General features: G+C 66.9%; 15 protein-coding genes. 6 read left to right on the top strand and 9 right to left on the bottom strand.

Features of this window, described 5'->3' with window-relative positions:
* Window positions 1-36: 36 nt before the first annotated feature.
* The 5 genes from H536_RS0102850 to H536_RS0102830 all read right to left on the bottom strand — a co-directional run bounded on the left by H536_RS0102850 (window position 37) and on the right by H536_RS0102830 (window position 6,514).
* Complete coding sequence (locus H536_RS0102850) at window positions 37-1,158, bottom strand: imelysin family protein (protein ID WP_024349024.1); 1,122 nt, start codon at window positions 1,156-1,158, stop codon at window positions 37-39.
* Window positions 1,155-2,684, bottom strand: coding sequence for a di-heme oxidoreductase family protein (locus H536_RS0102845; protein WP_024349023.1), 1,530 nt, complete (start codon window positions 2,682-2,684; stop codon window positions 1,155-1,157). The genes H536_RS0102850 and H536_RS0102845 overlap by 4 nt, the downstream gene beginning before the upstream one ends.
* Before the next feature lie 146 nt (window positions 2,685-2,830).
* The gene (locus H536_RS0102840) at window positions 2,831-4,129 is read right to left on the bottom strand and encodes an imelysin family protein (protein WP_081651791.1); all 1,299 of its coding nucleotides are present in this window, start codon (window positions 4,127-4,129) and stop codon (window positions 2,831-2,833) included.
* Window positions 4,130-4,386: 257 nt separating this feature from the next.
* A complete protein-coding gene (locus H536_RS0102835) occupies window positions 4,387-5,940 on the bottom strand; it encodes an ABC transporter substrate-binding protein (protein ID WP_024349021.1) in 1,554 nt (517 codons plus the stop codon).
* Between the two features lie 154 nt (window positions 5,941-6,094).
* A complete protein-coding gene (locus H536_RS0102830; RefSeq protein WP_155898363.1) occupies window positions 6,095-6,514 on the bottom strand; it encodes a hypothetical protein in 420 nt (139 codons plus the stop codon).
* A 241-nt stretch (window positions 6,515-6,755) separates the two neighbouring features.
* On the opposite strand from H536_RS0102830, the gene H536_RS0102825 reads away from it, so the two are divergent.
* Window positions 6,756-7,667, top strand: coding sequence for a class I fructose-bisphosphate aldolase (locus H536_RS0102825; RefSeq protein ID WP_024349019.1), 912 nt, complete (start codon window positions 6,756-6,758; stop codon window positions 7,665-7,667).
* 89 nt (window positions 7,668-7,756) lie between these two features.
* Window positions 7,757-8,173 carry a thioredoxin domain-containing protein gene (locus H536_RS0102820; RefSeq protein ID WP_024349018.1) on the top strand — a complete coding sequence of 139 codons (417 nt, stop codon included), beginning with the start codon at window positions 7,757-7,759 and terminating at the stop codon, window positions 8,171-8,173.
* Between the two features lie 92 nt (window positions 8,174-8,265).
* On the opposite strand, the gene H536_RS0102815 is transcribed toward H536_RS0102820, so the two are convergent.
* Window positions 8,266-8,709: a c-type cytochrome gene (locus tag H536_RS0102815; RefSeq protein ID WP_024349017.1), complete on the bottom strand. Its 444-nt coding sequence runs from the start codon at window positions 8,707-8,709 to the stop codon at window positions 8,266-8,268.
* 790 nt (window positions 8,710-9,499) lie between these two features.
* Here H536_RS0102815 and H536_RS0102810 point away from each other — a divergent pair.
* Window positions 9,500-10,282: an outer membrane protein gene (locus H536_RS0102810; RefSeq protein WP_024349016.1), complete on the top strand. Its 783-nt coding sequence runs from the start codon at window positions 9,500-9,502 to the stop codon at window positions 10,280-10,282.
* Between the two features lie 113 nt (window positions 10,283-10,395).
* Here the strand turns inward: H536_RS0102810 and H536_RS0102805 are convergent, their stop codons facing one another.
* A complete protein-coding gene (locus tag H536_RS0102805; protein ID WP_024349015.1) occupies window positions 10,396-11,346 on the bottom strand; it encodes a carbohydrate kinase family protein in 951 nt (316 codons plus the stop codon).
* Window positions 11,347-11,514: 168 nt separating this feature from the next.
* Between H536_RS0102805 and pcaD the strand changes: the two genes are divergently transcribed.
* Window positions 11,515-12,321: a 3-oxoadipate enol-lactonase gene (gene pcaD / locus H536_RS0102800; protein WP_024349014.1), complete on the top strand. Its 807-nt coding sequence runs from the start codon at window positions 11,515-11,517 to the stop codon at window positions 12,319-12,321.
* Window positions 12,318-13,388 (top strand): 3-carboxy-cis,cis-muconate cycloisomerase, encoded by a 1,071-nt coding sequence (locus tag H536_RS0102795; RefSeq protein WP_024349013.1) that lies wholly within the window; start codon window positions 12,318-12,320, stop codon window positions 13,386-13,388. Before pcaD ends, H536_RS0102795 begins: the two co-directional genes overlap by 4 nt.
* 109 nt (window positions 13,389-13,497) lie before the next feature.
* On the opposite strand, the gene H536_RS23090 is transcribed toward H536_RS0102795, so the two are convergent.
* Window positions 13,498-14,922: a methyl-accepting chemotaxis protein gene (locus H536_RS23090; protein WP_024349012.1), complete on the bottom strand. Its 1,425-nt coding sequence runs from the start codon at window positions 14,920-14,922 to the stop codon at window positions 13,498-13,500.
* Between the two features lie 141 nt (window positions 14,923-15,063).
* On the bottom strand, window positions 15,064-15,810 hold the full coding sequence (locus H536_RS0102785; protein WP_024349011.1) for a DUF3750 domain-containing protein: 747 nt from the start codon (window positions 15,808-15,810) through the stop codon (window positions 15,064-15,066).
* Window positions 15,811-15,894: 84 nt separating this feature from the next.
* On the opposite strand from H536_RS0102785, the gene H536_RS0102780 reads away from it, so the two are divergent.
* The gene (locus tag H536_RS0102780; protein WP_024349010.1) at window positions 15,895-16,896 is read left to right on the top strand and encodes an asparaginase; all 1,002 of its coding nucleotides are present in this window, start codon (window positions 15,895-15,897) and stop codon (window positions 16,894-16,896) included.
* Window positions 16,897-16,904: the final 8 nt, after the last annotated feature.

Genomic DNA, 16,904 nt, shown 5'->3' with positions numbered 1-16,904 from the left:
TGGGCAGCGCCTGCGTTGGTTCGGCGTGAGCGCCCCTCAATCGCCGTCGAGGGCCGAGAAGCCGGCGGACAGGCCGAGAATGGGCGAGACCTGTTCGGCGAACTGGCTCTGCAAACTGTCGGTGACGATCAGGAGATAGGTCAGCCCCTGACGCTTGTCGGGTTCGCTTGCGACGTCCGTCAGCGGCGGCGCGAGTTCGGACAGGGTGCGGTCGGCGTTGGCGAATTCGAACAGGATCGAATCTGCCAGATAGGCCTGCGGCGCGGGCAGGAGGGCAGCGAGCTTCGATGCGGCGAAAAGGTCGTTCATGCCGGCGAAATTGGCGCGCAGGGACGCCAGCGCGAGTTCGGAGCGACGAAACAGGAAGAGATTGGGCTTCGCAGCCTCGGCGCTTTCGCCCATTGCCGGGCGCAGCCGCAGGTCGCGGATCGCCTCGAAGCCATGAATGAAGATGCCGACGATTTCCTGCAGCGAATCCTCGGCGCTGCGCCAGGCCGGATCGGCGGCGTCCGGCGCCGTCAGGCGGGCGGCTATACCAGCGTCCGGGGACCAGGCGGCGTCGAGTTCGCCGGCGATGGAGGAAAGGTTGCGGGCGATGGCGCGGCCGTAGATGCAGCGAAAGCCGCCCCGATCCGTTGCGAGCGTCTCGGCATCCGTCCCGTGCAGGACGAATTCCAGCGCACCCAGCCCCTGGACGGCGACCGACTTGTCGGCGAGGCGCTGCTGCGTGGTCGCTGTCTCGTCCTCGCCGCCGAGAATGCCCTGGATCTGGCGGAGGGCGATGCCGCGGCGGTCGGGGAAGAACAGGATCTTCTCCAGCCGGTTGTCGTCCATGACCGGGCCGAAGCGGACGAACTCGATGCGCGACCAGCTCGCCGCGAGATCGGCGAAGCGGTCGCGGGCGTCCTGCAGCGTGGTGTCGCCCGGTTCGCTGCAGAGACTATCCATGGCGCTCGCGGCGGCCGCGGCGTGGTCGTGGAATCGCGCATAGCCGGGCCGGATGAAGCCGTCGATGGCGTTGGCGACGACCGCCAGTTTCTCGGCCTCCGTCGCGCGGGACGGCTCGGCCGTGCCGTCCTCCTGGCCGTGCGAGGCCGTGGCGCCGGCAAACAGGAGCGCAAGGCCGACAAGCGCGCGGCGGGACAGAGAGGCGATCATAGGGACTCCAGGAAAGCGTGCAGCGCGTCGCGGTCGGCCTTGTCCATCGCAGCATAGGCGTCGCGCGCGGCCTGGCCTTCGCCGCCATGCCACAGGATCGCTTCGGTCAGATTGCGGGCGCGGCCGTCGTGCAGAAACATCGTGTGGCCGTTGACGGTCTCGGTGAGCCCGATGCCCCACAGAGGCGGGGTGCGCCATTCTTTGCCGTTCGCGTCGCCCACCGGGCGGCCGTCAGCAAGGCCGTCACCCATGTCGTGCAGCAGGAAGTCGGAATAGGGCCAGATCAGCTGGAAGCGCAGCGCCTTGTCCTCGGCATTGCGCGAGGTGACGAATTTCGGCGTGTGGCAGGCGGCGCAGCCGGCATCGTAGAAGAGCTGCTTGCCCTTCAGGACCTCCGGCGCATCGACGTCGCGCCGGGCCGGGACCGCGAGATTCTGCGAATAGAAGGTGACGAGCCCGAGGATCGGATCGGGCGCCTCCACCTCGCCGAGGCGCGGCTGCACGCCGGAGGGCGCGTCGCGGCAGACGGTCTGGGCAATCGAGCATTCGCCGAAGGCATCGGTGACCAGCGGTGTCGAGATCCCGATGTCGCCGGAAAAGGCTTCGGCCGTCTGGGTCTCTATGGTTGGGATGGTCGCCTTCCAGCCGAAGCGGGCGAGGACCGGCTCGCCGGTCTTCGGGTCACGCGCCATGGACGGCTTGCCGGAAATACCATCGCCATCGGAGTCGTTCGGGTCGGCGAAGGCGAGGATGTCGGCGGGCTCGATCTGCTCGACGAGGCCGAGCCCGATCATCGGCGGGGCGACCCGCGGCGACATCAGGACATTCCCGGCCATCGGCCCATAAGCGAGATCGGCGACGGAATAGGTCGGGTGGCGCAGCGAGACGTTGGTGCCGTCGGCAAGGGTGACGTCGCGCTCGTCATAGTCGATGACGACGCGGCCCTCGGGCTTCAGGCCCGGCGTGGCGAAGGTCTGGAACTGGCCGCCATAGGTTGGCTCGGGAATGCGGCTGAGTTCGTGCGTGGCGAGCTTGCGGCGCTCTTCTTCCGTCGAGGGGGGCACCGACAGGCGCAGGAACATGGAGACCGCGTCTTCGCCGGGCCGGGGCGGGCGGCCGCGACCGTCCTTGATATGGCAGCTCTGGCAGGAGCGGGCATTGAACAGCGGCCCGAGACCATCGGACGCCTCGGTCGAGGAGGGCGAGGACACCCAGAGCTTGCGGAAAAGGGCATTGCCCAGCTTGAAGCGGTCTTCGCCGGCGAAGGTCTGGTTGGCCGACACCTGGCTGAAGGAATCGCGATTGACGAGCTTGGTCGAGGTCGCGCCACCGCCGGGCATCGCCTCGAAATCTTCCGGTCTGGTGAAGTCGCTGGTCGGGGCCGTGACCACCCGGACACGGGCCAGATCCTTCGGGGTCAGGTCATCGCGGACCGGCCGGTCCAGCCCGATGGCGGCGCCGATCGGAAGCGCCAGCGGCACGGTCAGCGCCGCCGCGAAGATTGCCATGCCTGCGGCGAAGCGCATTCGCCTCTCCCGATATCGACGCGGCGAACCCGCCGCGCCCCGGTATTGTCGATTATCGCGCCAGCCGCACTGCGGCGAAGGGTCTCGTCGGCGCGGTCAAGGCCACCTCCGACGATCCCTGGGGCCGCCGGCGGTGGCGCTGCAGCTTACTGGAAGACGGCGTTGACGTTGTCCAGACTGTCGGAGCCCTCGATGCTGACATTGCCCAGATCGAGCGCCGCGACGGCACGCTCGATGGCGCGGGTCTGGTCGACCAGGCCGTCGATCGCGGCCTGGACGCGGGCGTTGCCCTCGTCGTTGCCTTCGCCGATCTGCTGATCGTAGGCCTCGCCGTCCTCGGCCGCCTTGGCCATCGTCTCCATCGCGGACACCGTCGCGTCGAGCTTGGCGCGCAGCTCCTGATCGATCTCCGGCGCGCTGGCGGCAACGAGGTCGGAAACGGACGGGCCCTCGACAATCGTTCCGTCCGTGCGCTCGTAGCGGCCGGTATAGACGTTGCGAATGCCGATGGCGTCGTGGAGGTGCGAGATGTGGGTGTTGTCGGAGAAGCAGTCATGCTCCTCCTCCGGATCGTGCAGCAGCAGGCCGAGCTTCATGCGCTCGCCGGCCAGTTCGCCATAGGAGAGCGACCCCATGCCGGTGAGGATCGCGGAAATGCCGTTCTCGGGGGAATCGAGCAGAGCCTTGCGGGCCGCGCCGTCCTCTTCCCAATTGCCGACCATCTCTTCCAGATCGGTGACCAGCAGGTCTGTGGCCGCGTCGAGATACTGGCCGCGCCGGTCGCAATTGCCGCCCGTGCAGTCGTCGCCGCTGGCAAAATCGGTGTGCGGGCGCTCGCCGGCGCCGGCATCCGTGCCGTTCAGGTCCTGGCCCCAGAGCAGAAACTCGACCGCATGGTAGCCGGTGGCGACATTCGCCTCGACGCCGCCGGCTTCCTGCAGCTTGTCCTGAAGGAGTTCGGGCGTGATGGTCGAGGCGTCGATGGTCTCGCCGCCGATGGTGATCGACGGGTTGGCGATGACGTTGGCGGTGTAGAGATTGTTCGCGTCGGACTCGGTGCCGTAGGTGCCCGCGACGTAATCGATCAGCCCCTCGTCCAGCGGCCAGGCATTCACGCGGCCTTCCCAGTCGTCGACAATCGGATTGCCGAAGCGGAAGGCCTCGGTCTCCTGGTAGCTCGGCCGGGCAGCGCGCCATGCGTCACGGGCGGCCTTCAGGGTCGCTTCGCTGGGATCGGCGATCAGGGCGTCGGTCGCCTCGTCGAGCGTCTTCGCCGCAGCCAGCGCGTCCTGATAGCCGGCAAGCGCGATGTCGGAATAGTTCGCGAGAACCGCGGCCTTGTCCGGCGCGTCGTCGGCGGCGAGGGCCGACGGGGCAACTGCCAGCAGGAAGACGCCGGAAAGGGCGGCGAGGCCGGTTCGGGCCATCGGGCGGAGAGAGTTCATGGTCGTGCTCCAGTTCTGGCCGAACGCCTGTCCGGCTTCTGCCAAATTGCCAGGGGCGAGCCGTCAGCCCGTGACTGTCGTTTCGGGCTAGAACTTGGGCCGGTGTAAAGTCAACTCTTAAAGTCCAGTTTAGAGTCGTTCAAAGAATCCGATCTGCTTGGTTTTGCTTGTGTTGCGGCAGATGATTTGTCGGCCGAGGGCGCACGGAGTCCGGCATCGGCGAGCGCGCCGCCCGCCGATGCCGGTTGCCGGGGGAGCTACCCCTTGGAGACGCCGCGCAGGAGCATGAGGAAGCTCGGCTCCAGGTCGAAATTCTCTATCGCCGTCGTGGCGACGGCGTTCTGCTTCCAGTTGGCGATGAAGGCCCAAGGCGCATCCTCGTGGATGATCGCCTGCACCCGGTTGTAGAGGGCGCCGCGAGCTGCGGGGTCGGTCGTCCGGCGGGCTTCGGCGAGCAGGCGATCGACTTCGGCGTTGGCGTAATAGCCCGCATTAAAACCGCCCGTCTCCGGCATGGCATCGCTGCGCAGTGCCAGGAAGGGCAAGGTGTCGGGGTCGTTGGTCATCCACGCCATCTCGGCCATGTCGGCCTTGCCCGCGAGCCCCGGATTGACGTTGGAAAGAAAGGTATTCCACTCATAGGTCTCGATCCGGGCATTGAGCCCGACCGCCTTCAGATCAGCCTGGATGGCTTCGGCCATGGCCACGGGATCGAGCATGCCGGACCCGCCCTCGGCAACGTAGAAGGTGAGGGAAGCGCCCTCGACGCCGGCCTGCCGGATCAGCTCGCGCGCCTTCTCCGGATCGTGCGGGTAGGGCTGAACGGAACCGTCATTGGCCCAGTCGAAGGCTGGCGGAATGGGGCCGGCGGCGATCTCCGCTGTGCCCTGCAGGACGTCCTCGATGAGGCTCTCCTTGTCGATGGCGTAGTTGACCGCCTGGCGAACGCGCTTGTCCGAGAAGGGGCCTTCCCTTGTGTTGAGGATCAGGAACCAGAGATGCGGGCCGGTTTCCTCGTGGACGACGAAATTGGGGTTGTCGCGGAAGGCGGCGAGGCTCGCGGGCGGCACCTCGGCCATGATGTCGATACCCCCCGACAGCATGTCGGAAGCACGGGCGGCGGCGTCCGGGATCGGTCGGAAGACGACCGTCTCCATCGATGGCGTGCCATCCCAGTAATCGGGGTTGCGGGCAAGGGTGACAGCCTCGTCCGGTGTCCATTCGGTGAAGCGGAATGCCCCGGTTCCGACGGGCGCGCGGGCAAAGCCCTGGCCGCTTTCTGCAACGGCCGACGGGGAGACGATCAGGCCGGTCGGGTAGGCCAGATTGGACAGGAATGGCGCGAACGGCTCCTTCAGCTGGAACGTCACGGTCATCGGATCGGGGGTCTCGACGGCCTCGACCATGGAAAAGAAGAAGGCGAGGGGAAAGGGGCCCGTGCCGTGCTGCGGGTGGTCCGGGTCGAGCATCCGGTCGAAGGTGAATTTCACCGCCTCCGCATCGAACGGCGTGCCGTCGTGAAAGGTCACGCCTTCGCGCAGATTGAAGGTGTAGGTCAGCTGATCGTCGGACACGGTCCAGTCGGTCGCGAGCGCCGGTTCGACCTCGAGCGTGCCGCGCTTGAAGCGCACCAGCCCGTCAAAGACGTTCACCAGGATGCGGAAGTCGTTGGTCGCCGTCACGGTCTGCGGATCGAGCGATTTCGGCTCGGCGATCTGGCCGACGACGAGGGTCTCGTCGGACGTCTGCGCGGCGGTCGGTCCGGCGAACACAGTCAACAGGACTGCGAGGACGGTGACGAACCATCTCATGAAACTGCTCCGGTCAATCGGCTGGAAAAGCGATGTTGCTGATTCAGCCTTATGGATCAACCGGCGGGCCGAAATGAGACGCCGCGCGTGTCGTCAGCCCGATTGGGGCGTCTTTGTCCTTGAGCAGGTACCCGGGCATGGCCGGGCGGAATGCTCAGAGGAGAACGTCGAAGAAATATCCGGCCATGGCGAGGAGGGTTCCGACCACTGCCGTCGGGATCATCACGCTCGTCATCCGGTTGTCGGCGACGGCCGCGCCACTCGCCAGATCGTCGCGCTGCGAGCGGGCCAGATAGAAGCCCCGTCTGCCCAGCCGGACCTGCTGCCGTGTCGGTTCGGCCTGCGCCCAGACCTGCGGCGTGTAATGTACCGGCTCCGCGGCATGGACGGGCTCGCGCACGACGTCCGCCTGGGCGGCTGTCGTGATCGGGTCTGCCGCTGCGGATGGCGCCGCTTCAGTCACGGGCACATCGGCGGAGACAGCATCCGTCCGCGCCGCGCTGCCGCCGCAGGCGAACATCATGTATTCGTCGCTACCAAATCCAGGCGGGAACGCAGAAACACCGAGCATCACAGACCTCCAAACCGTTAACGCGCGAACGGCCGTTTCGTTGCGCGGACAAACCCTCGAAGTCACTGATCCGGTTTCTTTAGTCGGCTCAAAACGGGCGCGATCGACGCCGCCGGCTATTCAACCGATTTTAATACCGGCGAGCATGCGCCCGGTACTGGACGTCACGCGTCCGGGTCATCAATAGGGATGACGAACCAACCGGTGGGCCAGGGTGGCCGCCGGTGCCACGAAGGGGAGAGACATGCTAAGAACGCAGACCGTCCGCGAGATCCTGTCCTGGTACGAGGGCGAGACGCCCGGCCTGAAAAGCAATCTCTCCCGCCTCTTGATGCACGGCAAGCTGGCGGGTACCGGCCGCGTCGTGATCCTGCCGGTCGACCAGGGCTTCGAGCATGGTCCGGCCCGCAGCTTTGCGCCGAACCCCGTCGGCTACGACCCGCACTATCTCTACCAGCTGGCCATCGACGCTGGTGTTTCCGGTTATGCCGCTCCGCTCGGCCTGCTCGAGCAGGGCGCTGACACCTTTGCCGGCGAGGTGCCGCTGATCCTGAAGCTGAACAGCGGCAATTCGCTGGTCGGCGGCGCCGACCAGGCGGTGACGGCGAAGGTCGAGGACGCCATGCGTCTCGGCTGTGTCGGCGTCGGCTTCACGATCTATCCGGGTGCCGACAATTCCTACGCCATGATCGAGGAACTGCGCGAGATCAGCTACGAGGCCAAGTCGCGCGGCCTGATGACGGTGGTGTGGTCGTATCCGCGCGGCGGCAAGGTGACGAAGGACGGAGAAACCGCGCTCGACATCATCGCCTATGCCGCGCACATGGCGGCGCTGATGGGCGCGACGATCATCAAGGTGAAGCTGCCGACCAGCCATCTCGATCTCGACGCGGCCAAGACGGTCTACGACAAGTACGAGATCCCCGGTGACACGGCCGCAGCGCGGGTCCGCCACATCATGCAGGCGGCCTTTGCCGGCAAGCGCCTCGTGGTCTTCTCGGGCGGCGCCGCGAAGAACACCGACGAGTTGCTCGACGAAGTGCGCGCTATCCGCGAAGGTGGTGGCAACGGCTCGATCATCGGTCGCAACTCCTTCCAGCGCCCGAAGGAAGAGGCGCTGGCGCTTCTCAACGAAGTCATGGACATCTACCGCTAGACCAATGTTCGGCGGCGCCGGGACAGGCGCCGCCGGTATTGGAGTTGCCGGGCCCTCCGGGACCTGCGCGTTCGTGCTAGCGTGACGCCATGTCGGCGCTCTTCCTATCAAGCCGGGTCTTCGATGCTCTCGCGGCGGTCTGGCTGGCGGCGGTGCTGTTCGCTGCCGAGGGACAGGCGAATGCTGCCGAGCTCCTGATGTTCGAGCAGGCTGGCTGTCCGTTCTGCGAGGCCTTCGACGCCGAGATCGCACCGGGCTATCCCGCCAGCAACGCCGGGAGGCTGGCCCCGCTGCGCCGGGTCGACATCCATGACGATCGTCGCGGCGGCATCGATACGCTGGTGCCCGCCGTCTTCACGCCCACCTTCGTGCTGGTGGACGACGAGGGCCGCGAAATCGGACGGCTCGAGGGCTATCCGGGACGTAAATGGTTCTATCCCGAAATCGACGCCCTGATTGACCGACTGCCAGCCGGCGAGCCGGCGGCGGAAACGGCTCCCGAATGAGGCGTCCGTTCGCAGGCCGTTGACGCCCGGCGGCGCCGAAACGACAGCGGCCGCCCGAGGGCGGCCGCGATCTGCGTCTCCGGGAAGTGAGCCTACTGGGCCGCAGCGGCAGCCAGGGCCTCGGCCGGATCGCGCGTTGCGCCGGCTTCGTCGAAGGAGGCGAGATAGGCGATGATATCGACCATCTCCTGTTCCTTCTTGATGCCGGGGAAGACCATCTTGGTGCCCTTCACCACATCGCGCGGATTAGTGAGCCAGGCCGTCATCAGTTCCTCGTTCCAGGCCGCCTTATCAGCCGCCCATTCCTGGAAGGCCGGCGAGAAGGAATAGCCCTCGACCGCGCCGGGCTTCTCCCCGATGACGCCGTTCAGCTCGGGGCCGATCTTGTTCTTGGCGCCTTCGCCGACGGCGTGGCAGGCCATGCATTTGCGGAAGACCTTCTTGCCGGCATCCGGATCTCCGGCGGTCTGGGCAAGAGCCCCGTTCGCCAGTGTCAGCGAGAGCAGGGCTCCCGCAGCGACGATCAACCTGTTCATATGTCCTCCAACCAATGACGGTGCCTTCGGAAGGATATGGAACGGTTCCAGAGAGGGCAATCAGCCGGACCGCGAATTCAGGTCGCAGGCGGCGTGGTCGCGCGAATGGAATGGCGGCGCGGCGCGGGCGGCAGGCTCTCACCGCCCTGGCGCGCCTGCTCATGCGGCGGTCCGGCCTGCCCAGATGAAGTGTATCCAAGCAGGGAAGGTGGCAACGCTCCAGTTTCCCGAAGCGCGATGACCGGCCGGACTAACGAGAGCTGAGGCGCGGCGATCGGCGGATGTCCATGCGGATGTGTCAGACAGACGATCTGCGCTCTGATCTGGACCGATGCTCCATCGGTGAAAATCGGTGATTGAGCATGGCGGGAATGGGGCGGCTTTCCGCTCGGTCGTCGCCCGATCCGCAATCCTCGTCGACGCCCTGCTATGCGGGGGGCAGGCCGCGTCGGGGCCCGGCGGGCACGTTGCTGCATCGCGGTCTAGGAATAACTTCCGACACAACTTCGCCTCATTGATTAAGGGCGTCCGTGAACGGGCGGTTGACGTAAACCATCGTTTTTAAGGGAGAATAAAGGGTCGGGCGTTACGAAGGATTCACGACGCCGGGTCCTGCAGGTCCTCGTTGCGGATCGGCAACACGGCGAAGGAGAACGTATTCCTGCCATTTTCTGAGCACGGATGCGAACCATAACCCTCCCGAACCCGACAACACGGGTGCGGCATTCGGCGCCGACGGCAGCGTCGGTCCGGAGACAAGGTCGCGCAAGCGACATAATGGAGTACGACTATGAAACGCCTTGCATTGCTTCTCGCCACCACGGCTTTCGTGACCCCGGCCCTGGCCGCGGACGTCATCTATGAGGAGCCGCCGGCACCGGCGCCGATGGCCATCGAGCCTGTCGCCACCACCGCAACCTGGACCGGCCTCTACATCGGTGGCCAGGCTGGCGTCGCATTCGGCAACGAGTCCGATGGCGCGACGTTCAACCCGGGCGGCGGCGGCGCATTCGGCACCGGCACGTATTCCGAAGATGACGACAATGCCGGCTTCATCGGCGGTGGTCACATCGGTTACGACTACCAGATCAACGACTTCGTCGTGGGTGCGGTCGCCGACATCAACTACATCGACGCCGAGACCAACCGCTCCTACACGACCGGTGGCTCGACCTTCTCGACGAGCAGCGACATCAACTACCTCGGCACGGTCCGGGCGCGCGTTGGTTACGCCATGGACAGCGTCCTGCTCTACGGTACGGGCGGTCTCGCCTATGCCGGCGTCGACAACGACGCGACCGCTCCGGCTTCGTCGGGTAGCTTCGCTGGCTACACCTTCGACCAGGACGAAGACGACACCGACATCGGCTATGCCGTCGGCGGTGGCGTGGACGTGATGGCGACGAACAACATCTCGTTCGGCGTCGAGTATCTCTACACGAACCTCGGTTCGAACGATCAGACGGTCACCGGTACCAACGGCACCAACACCGTCAGCTTCACCAGCGAGTCGAACAACGACGACCTGGACTTCCACACGATCTGGGCCAAGGCCTCGTATCGCTTCAACTAAGAACGGTTCCGGACGCCTCAGGCGTCCGGTTTCGCTTCAGAGCCCGGCGGATCCTCGCGATCCGTCGGGCTTTTTCGTTTGTGGATTTCCGAAACCGGCGGGAATGACCGTGGTCAGGCCAGCGGCGGCAGCCCGAGATCGGCGCGGCGCGGCAGGTCGGCGCCGCGACGGGAGCAGGTGACCGCGGCCGCCCCGACCGCGAAGCGAAGCAGCGATTCCACGCTGGCCTGGTCGGCCTGCTTCAGGGCGGCGCGTGACAATTGCCCGCGCTCCTTGAGCGCAGCCAGAAGTGCGGCCTGAAACGTGTCGCCGGCGCCGACCGTATCGGCGACGACGATCCGCTGCCCCGCGACCGTGGCGGTGACGCCGCCACCCGTCAGCGCAATAGCGCCGTTCTCTCCGCGCGTGACCACCGCCATCTCCGCTCCGGCGCCGACCCAGTCCGCCAGCACGGCTTCGGCGGCGCGTCCCGGATAGAGCTGTTCGAGATCCTCCTCGCTTGCCTTCACCAAACCGGCGAAGGGGACGATCTCGGCGACTTTCGCGCGCCAGATGTCGATGTCCGGCTCGATCGCGGTGCGGATGTTCGGATCGTAGGAGATGAAGCGTCGCCCGGATTCCTGGCGCACCAGCTTCATCAGTGCGGATGCCGTCGGTTCGGTGACGGTGGAATAGGACGCGACATGGATCGCGGCGAGCGCCTCGGGAAATTCGGCCGGTACGTCCGACGGTTCGACCGAACGGTCGGCCGTGCCCTCGATGTAGAAATCGTAGGCCGCCGAGCCGTCGGCCGCTAGCGAGACCATGGCGAGCGTGGTGTTGCGATCCGTCGGGATCAGGAATTGCTGGTCGATCGCCTCGCGTTCCATGAAGCCGCGAATGCGGGTGCCGAAGATGTCGCGCGAGACCTTGGTGAAGAAGCCGGCGGGATGTCCGAGGCGCGCCAGACCGAGCGCGACATTCAGCGGCGAGCCGCCGACACGGCCGGCAAGCGCGATCTGCGCCACGTCGTCGCCGGTTTCGACGAAAAGATCGAACAGCGCATCGCCGCAACTGAGGAACATGGCAGGCCTCCCGCACCCCGGATCCACTCTGGTGCCTTTAGCGGCTAGCAGGTCTCGGCGAAACGGGGAAGGCGAGGGGCGGTCGGGACGGACGCTGCAATGGGCTTTCTTCCGCGGCCGCCACGCCTATGATCGCCGAACGGAGCAAGTAACAAGGATACCGCAGCAATGGCATTCGAACGGGTCAACGGCGTCGTTCTCCATCACAAGGTCGAGGGGAACGCGGCAGGGCCGACGCTGGTCTTCGCCAATTCGCTCGGGACCGATTTCCGCATCTGGGACGCCATGGTGGCCGATCTGGCGGCCGATTACCGGATCGTTCGCTACGACAAGCGTGGTCATGGCCTGTCGGAGGCAACGCCGTCCCCCTATGCGATGGAAGACCACGTGGCCGACCTGAAGGCGCTGATCGATCATCTGGGTCTCGTCGATCCGCTGGTCGTCGGGCTGTCGATCGGCGGCATGATCGCGCAGGGGCTCGCCTCGCAGCATCCGGGCGTCGCCAAGGGGCTGGTGCTGATGGATACGGCGCATCGCATCGGCTCGGACGAGCTGTGGAACCAGCGGATTACCGCGATCGAGGCGGACGGCATCGCGGCCATTTCCGACCAGATTCTGCAGCGCTGGTTCACGCCCGACTTCCGCGCGCCCGGCAAGCCCGATTTCGTGGGCTATTCCAACATGCTGCTGCGCACGCCGCTGGCCGGCTATCTGGGCAGTTGCTGCGCCCTGCGCGATGCCGATTATACAGACGCGACAGGAGCACTGACGCTGCCGGTGCTCTGCGTCGTCGGCGACCATGACGGCTCGACCCCGCCCGATCTCGTGCGCTCGACTGCCGATCTCATCGCTGGCGCGCGCTTCGAGATCGTCGAGAATGCCGGGCATCTGCCATGCATCGAGCAGCCGCAGGCGACGACGCGCCTGGTCGCGGACTTCGCGGCCGAGGTGTTCGGCGGCGCGGGCAACCAATGACGGCAGCCGTCTTCTCCAATCCGATCCTCGCCGGGCTCGTGGGGGACGAGGAGCTCTCCTCCTACTTCACCGCCGCATCGGACATTGAAGCCATGCTGGCCTTCGAGACGGCGCTGGCCGAGGCCGAGGCCGCGGAAGGGCTGATCGCCGCAGAATCAGCTGCCGCGATCGCGGCGCGGACGTCGGGTTTCACCCCGGACATTGCCGGTCTGGCGGACGGAACGGCCCGCGACGGGGTGGTCGTGCCGGACCTGCTGCGTCAGCTCAGGGCCGATCTCGCCGACGATCATGCTGCGGCGCTGCACAAGGGCGCGACCAGCCAGGACGTGATCGACGCGTCCATGGCGATGCGCATGCAGGGGGTGTCCCTCGTCCTCGATCGGCGGCTGGCGGCACTGGTCGACGGGCTGGCAGAGTGGAGCATCGCGGCCGGCGATGCTGAGGTGATGGCCCATACCCGCATGCAGGCGGCCCGCCCGACCCGGTTCCAGCGTAAACTTTCGGCGTGGTCGGACCCGCTGGTGCGGTGCCGGCTGCGGCGCGAGGAGATCGCCCCGAGGGCCTTCGCGCTGCGGTTCGGCGGCGCCGTCGGGGACCGTGCCGGTCTCGACGGCAAGGGGGACGCGATAGCCGCGCGCGTCGCCGAGACGCTGGGGCTCTGGTCGGCGCCGGGCTCGCTGCATTCGGACCGCGACGGCATCGTCGAGTTCGGTACCTGGCTGTCGCTGATCACCGGCGCGCTCGGCAAGTTCGGGCAGGACGTCGTGCTGTCGTTGCAGAACGAGGTCGGCGAACTGGCGCTGCAGGGAGGTGGCGGATCCTCGGCCATGCCGCACAAGCAGAACCCCGTCGGGGCGGAGGTGCTGGTCACGCTGGCGCGCTTCAACGCCACGCTGGTCTCGGGTCTGCACCACTCGCTGGTCCATGAGAACGAGCGGTCGGGTGCGGCCTGGACGCTGGAATGGATGATCCTGCCGCAGATGGCGATGGCCGCCGGCGCGGCGACGCGCACGGCGCAGGATCTGCTGGGCCGGTTGTCACTGGCGGAGGCGGCACGAACAGGCTGAGCCGATCGCGAGCGGCACGGAAACTCCGCTCGTGTTTCCGGCCTTCTTCGAAACGCGAACGCGTTGCCTGGCGCAACGATCGGGCGACGCGCCCTTGTCTGGCTGCCGTTCAGGCGGCGCGGTCGAGACGCGAGCGCGAAGCGGGTTGCTGCGAGCCGCCGCGCTGATGGACGGCATCGTCCTCCAGGCGGAAGCGTTCGACCACATCACCGAGATTGCGGGCATCGGCCGCCAGCGCCTGCACGGCGGCGGTGGTCTCCTCGACCAGGGCGGCGTTCTGCTGGGTCGCCCGGTCCATCTCGGCGGCAGCGCCGGAGACCTCCCTCAGGCTCGTCGCCTGTTCGGTCGCGGAGACCGCGATCCGGCCGATGACGTCGGTCATCGCGGCGACTTCCTGGACGATCTCGTCGAGGCTGCGACCTGATGCGGTGACGAGTTCGACGCCGTTCTTCACCTCCTCGCCGGAGGCCGAGATAAGCAGCTTGATCTCCTTCGCCGCATCGGCGGAGCGCTGGGCAAGGCCACGCACTTCCTGCGCGACCACGGCGAAGCCCTTGCCGGCCTCGCCGGCACGGGCCGCCTCGACGCCGGCATTCAGCGCCAGGAGATTGGTCTGGAAGGCGATTTCGTCGATCACCCCGATGATTTCGCCGATCTTGTGGGAGGAGGTCTCGATGCGGCTCATCGCGGCAACGGCGCGCGAGACGACCTCGCCGCCCTTTTCCGCCTTGTCGCGGGCTGCCGTCGCCACGGTCCGCGCCTGGCTGGAACTCTCGGCCGTTCGGTTGACTGCCGCCGTCACCTCGCCGAGGGCCGCGACCGTCTGCTCCAGGGAAGCCGCCTGCTGCTCGGTGCGGTGCGCCAGATCGGCGGAGGACTGGGCGATGCCGCCCGTCGCCTGCTCGACGCTGCCGACGGTAGATGCCACTTCGGCGAGCGCGTCGGCCAGAGCGCCGATGGCGCTGTCGAAATCGGTGCCGATCTTGCCGAAGGCGGCCGGCAGCTTCGTCGCGAGGCGGGCGCGAAGGTCGCCGCCGGCGATCTGGTTCAGCGCCGTCGCCAGTGTCTCGATGGCGCGGGTCTGCTCCTCCGCAGCCCTGGCTTCGGCGGCCTGCGCCTTCGCACCCTCCTCACGCATCTCGACCATCACCGTGAGGTCGACGAGGAAGGTGACATAGGCGGGTTTGCCGTTGATTTTCGTCGCCATGATGGTGACGAAGCCGGGAAAGGTCGTGCCGTCGAGACGCTTGGTCGTCCATTCGAAGCGCGCCGCGCCGTTCTTCGTCGCCTCGGCGAGAATGTCGCGGAGCCGGGCGTCGCTGCGACTGCCATCGGGCTGAGTGTCCGGGGAAATCGCCTTCGGGGTGAGGCCGACGATGCCCTCGCGCTTGCCCCTCAGCATGGCCTCGGTCGCGGGATTGCAGTCGCGGATCACGCCGTCCTGCAGGACGTAGTAGCCGTCGGGCGAGACTTCGATCACCGCGTCGGCGAACTGCTCGCGATAGCTTCTCTGTTTGCGCATCATCTGCAGCATGCCGGCGTCTCCCCCGCAACAATTCCGGGAAGCCTAGCAAGTCGTGGTGAACGAAAGGTTGCTGTTTCCGCGCGTTAAGCATCGGTGCCGGGCTGCATTGCATGTTGCGTTCGCGATCACGCCGGTCTTCTTGGCGTTCCGCTAGGTCCCGCGCAGGGCGTAGGTGCCGAAGGCCGGGACCTTGATCGCCAGGCGGCGGGGGTCGAGCCCGGCGACGAGGCCAAGGAAATTGACCTCGAAGCCCGAATCCCAGCCGACGACGAGGCCCGCATAGCCCCACAGCGAGAGGCGGAACTCCGCCCGGTCGGGATCGAGCGCGACGAGGCGGCCCTCGGAGGGGTAGTCGCGGCCAATCGCGGCGGCCGGCAGGGTGGCGGCGATGCCGGGCACGGCGCGCATCACATGGGCGACGAAGGTGTTGGAGTTCGGCCCGGGGAAGATGTGGTAGCCGCCCGACGCTGCGAAGGGGTAGGAGGCGATGGCGTCGCGGACCTGCGGGATCAGGCGTTCGGCGCGCTCTCCCGTGACGGCGACGACGATCTCGGGAACATTGGAGTACCACAGGCCATCGGCCGGCCGGTGGTTCTGCCGGATCGGCATGCCCCAGCCGACCTTGTCCCAGCGCTCGTAGGGGCTGGCGCCATCGCCCTTCAAGACGATCCAGGAATGCTGGGAAACGGCGCCCTTCATGCCGCCGGTGCGCGCGGCGAGAATGTAGAGGGCCGCCGGCGTGCCGTCGTCCGGCACCGGCAGAATCTGGGCCGAGCTCCAGTCCGCCTGGCGCCACGAGCCGGGATGTTCGCCGGTCCACCAGAGCAATGCGGACAGGGCCGCCGGCAGCACATAGACCCCGGCAATGAGAAGCAGCAGCAATTTCAAGGGACGCATCGGCTCGCGGGCAGGTGGCGGGGGGCGTATCGGACTGATATTGAGGCGACGTTTCGAAACAGCAGCTTAAGGTCGAGGTGCCCAATGGCAAACCCGGTTCTCGTGGAAGTGACCCGCGGTGGTATCGTGGAGAGTTTCCATCGCGGCGGTTTCGCGCTCGTCGATGGTTCGGGCGAGATGGTCGACCATCGCGGAGACATCCTGCGGCCGGTGTTTCCGCGCTCGGCGATCAAGGTGTTCCAGGGCATTCCGCTGATCGAGACGGGCGCCGCCGATGCCTACGGTTTCGGCGACCGGGAACTGGCGCTGGCCTGTGCCTCCCATTCGGGTGAGGACGGCCATGCGCGTCTGGCGGCGGAGATGCTGGCGAAAGCCGGGCTCGACGGCACGGTGCTCGAATGCGGCTGCCACTGGCCGTTCGACGCGTCGGTGTCGCGCGAGCTGGCCCGGCGCGGCGAGAAGCCGACGGCGCTGCATAACAACTGCTCGGGCAAGCATGCCGGCTTCCTCTGCACGGCGGTGCATCAGGGCGAGGAAACCCGCGGCTATGTCGGGCTTGGTCATCCGGTGCAGCAGCGCGCCAAGGCGGTGATCGAGGATCTGACCGGCTTCGATCTGAATTCCGATGTCTGCGGTACCGACGGCTGCTCGATCCCAACCTTCGCTGCGCCGCTGAAGAGCTTCGCCCATGGCTTCGCCAAGCTGGTCAGCGGACATGGGATCGCCCCCGAGCGCGCAGCCGCCGGCCGGCGGCTCATCGACGCCTGCATGGCCCATCCCTGGGAAATGTCGGGCACCGGCCGGGCCTGCGAGGCGCTGATGCAGGCCGCGCCCGGCAAGGTCTTCGCCAAGACCGGTGCGGAGGGCGTGTTCTGCGGGGCGCTACCGGAGTTCGGCCTCGGCTTCGCGCTGAAGATCGATGACGGGGCGACGCGGGCCAGTGAGGTGCTAGCGGCAGCGGTCATCGCCGCGGCGCTGCGCAGCCACGATGCCGATCTGGCGGCCCGTTTCGATGCGCTGTCCGAGACGACCCTGCGCAACTGGGAGAAGACCGAGGTCGGCGCCGTCCGGGCGACGCTCGACTAGTCCGGCGT

Origin of the sequence: Aurantimonas coralicida DSM 14790 (genome assembly GCF_000421645.1) — a bacterium.
Lineage (GTDB): Bacteria > Pseudomonadota > Alphaproteobacteria > Rhizobiales > Rhizobiaceae > Aurantimonas > Aurantimonas coralicida.
This window is presented reverse-complemented; position numbering and strand designations above follow the sequence as displayed.

Coding starts and splice junctions, on each gene's coding strand:
- H536_RS0102850 (WP_024349024.1), bottom strand. CDS start 1,158: ATGATCGCCTCTCTGTCCCGCCGCGCGCTTGTCGGCCTTGCGCTCCTG.
- H536_RS0102805 (WP_024349015.1), bottom strand. CDS start 11,346: ATGTTCCTCAGTTGCGGCGATGCGCTGTTCGATCTTTTCGTCGAAACC.
- H536_RS0102820 (WP_024349018.1), top strand. CDS start 7,757: ATGTCGGCGCTCTTCCTATCAAGCCGGGTCTTCGATGCTCTCGCGGCG.
- H536_RS0102815 (WP_024349017.1), bottom strand. CDS start 8,709: ATGAACAGGTTGATCGTCGCTGCGGGAGCCCTGCTCTCGCTGACACTG.
- H536_RS0102835 (WP_024349021.1), bottom strand. CDS start 5,940: ATGAGATGGTTCGTCACCGTCCTCGCAGTCCTGTTGACTGTGTTCGCC.
- H536_RS0102825 (WP_024349019.1), top strand. CDS start 6,756: ATGCTAAGAACGCAGACCGTCCGCGAGATCCTGTCCTGGTACGAGGGC.
- H536_RS0102785 (WP_024349011.1), bottom strand. CDS start 15,810: ATGCGTCCCTTGAAATTGCTGCTGCTTCTCATTGCCGGGGTCTATGTG.
- H536_RS23090 (WP_024349012.1), bottom strand. CDS start 14,922: ATGCTGCAGATGATGCGCAAACAGAGAAGCTATCGCGAGCAGTTCGCC.
- H536_RS0102780 (WP_024349010.1), top strand. CDS start 15,895: ATGGCAAACCCGGTTCTCGTGGAAGTGACCCGCGGTGGTATCGTGGAG.
- pcaD (WP_024349014.1), top strand. CDS start 11,515: ATGGCATTCGAACGGGTCAACGGCGTCGTTCTCCATCACAAGGTCGAG.
- H536_RS0102810 (WP_024349016.1), top strand. CDS start 9,500: ATGAAACGCCTTGCATTGCTTCTCGCCACCACGGCTTTCGTGACCCCG.
- H536_RS0102845 (WP_024349023.1), bottom strand. CDS start 2,684: ATGCGCTTCGCCGCAGGCATGGCAATCTTCGCGGCGGCGCTGACCGTG.
- H536_RS0102840 (WP_081651791.1), bottom strand. CDS start 4,129: ATGAACTCTCTCCGCCCGATGGCCCGAACCGGCCTCGCCGCCCTTTCC.
- H536_RS0102795 (WP_024349013.1), top strand. CDS start 12,318: ATGACGGCAGCCGTCTTCTCCAATCCGATCCTCGCCGGGCTCGTGGGG.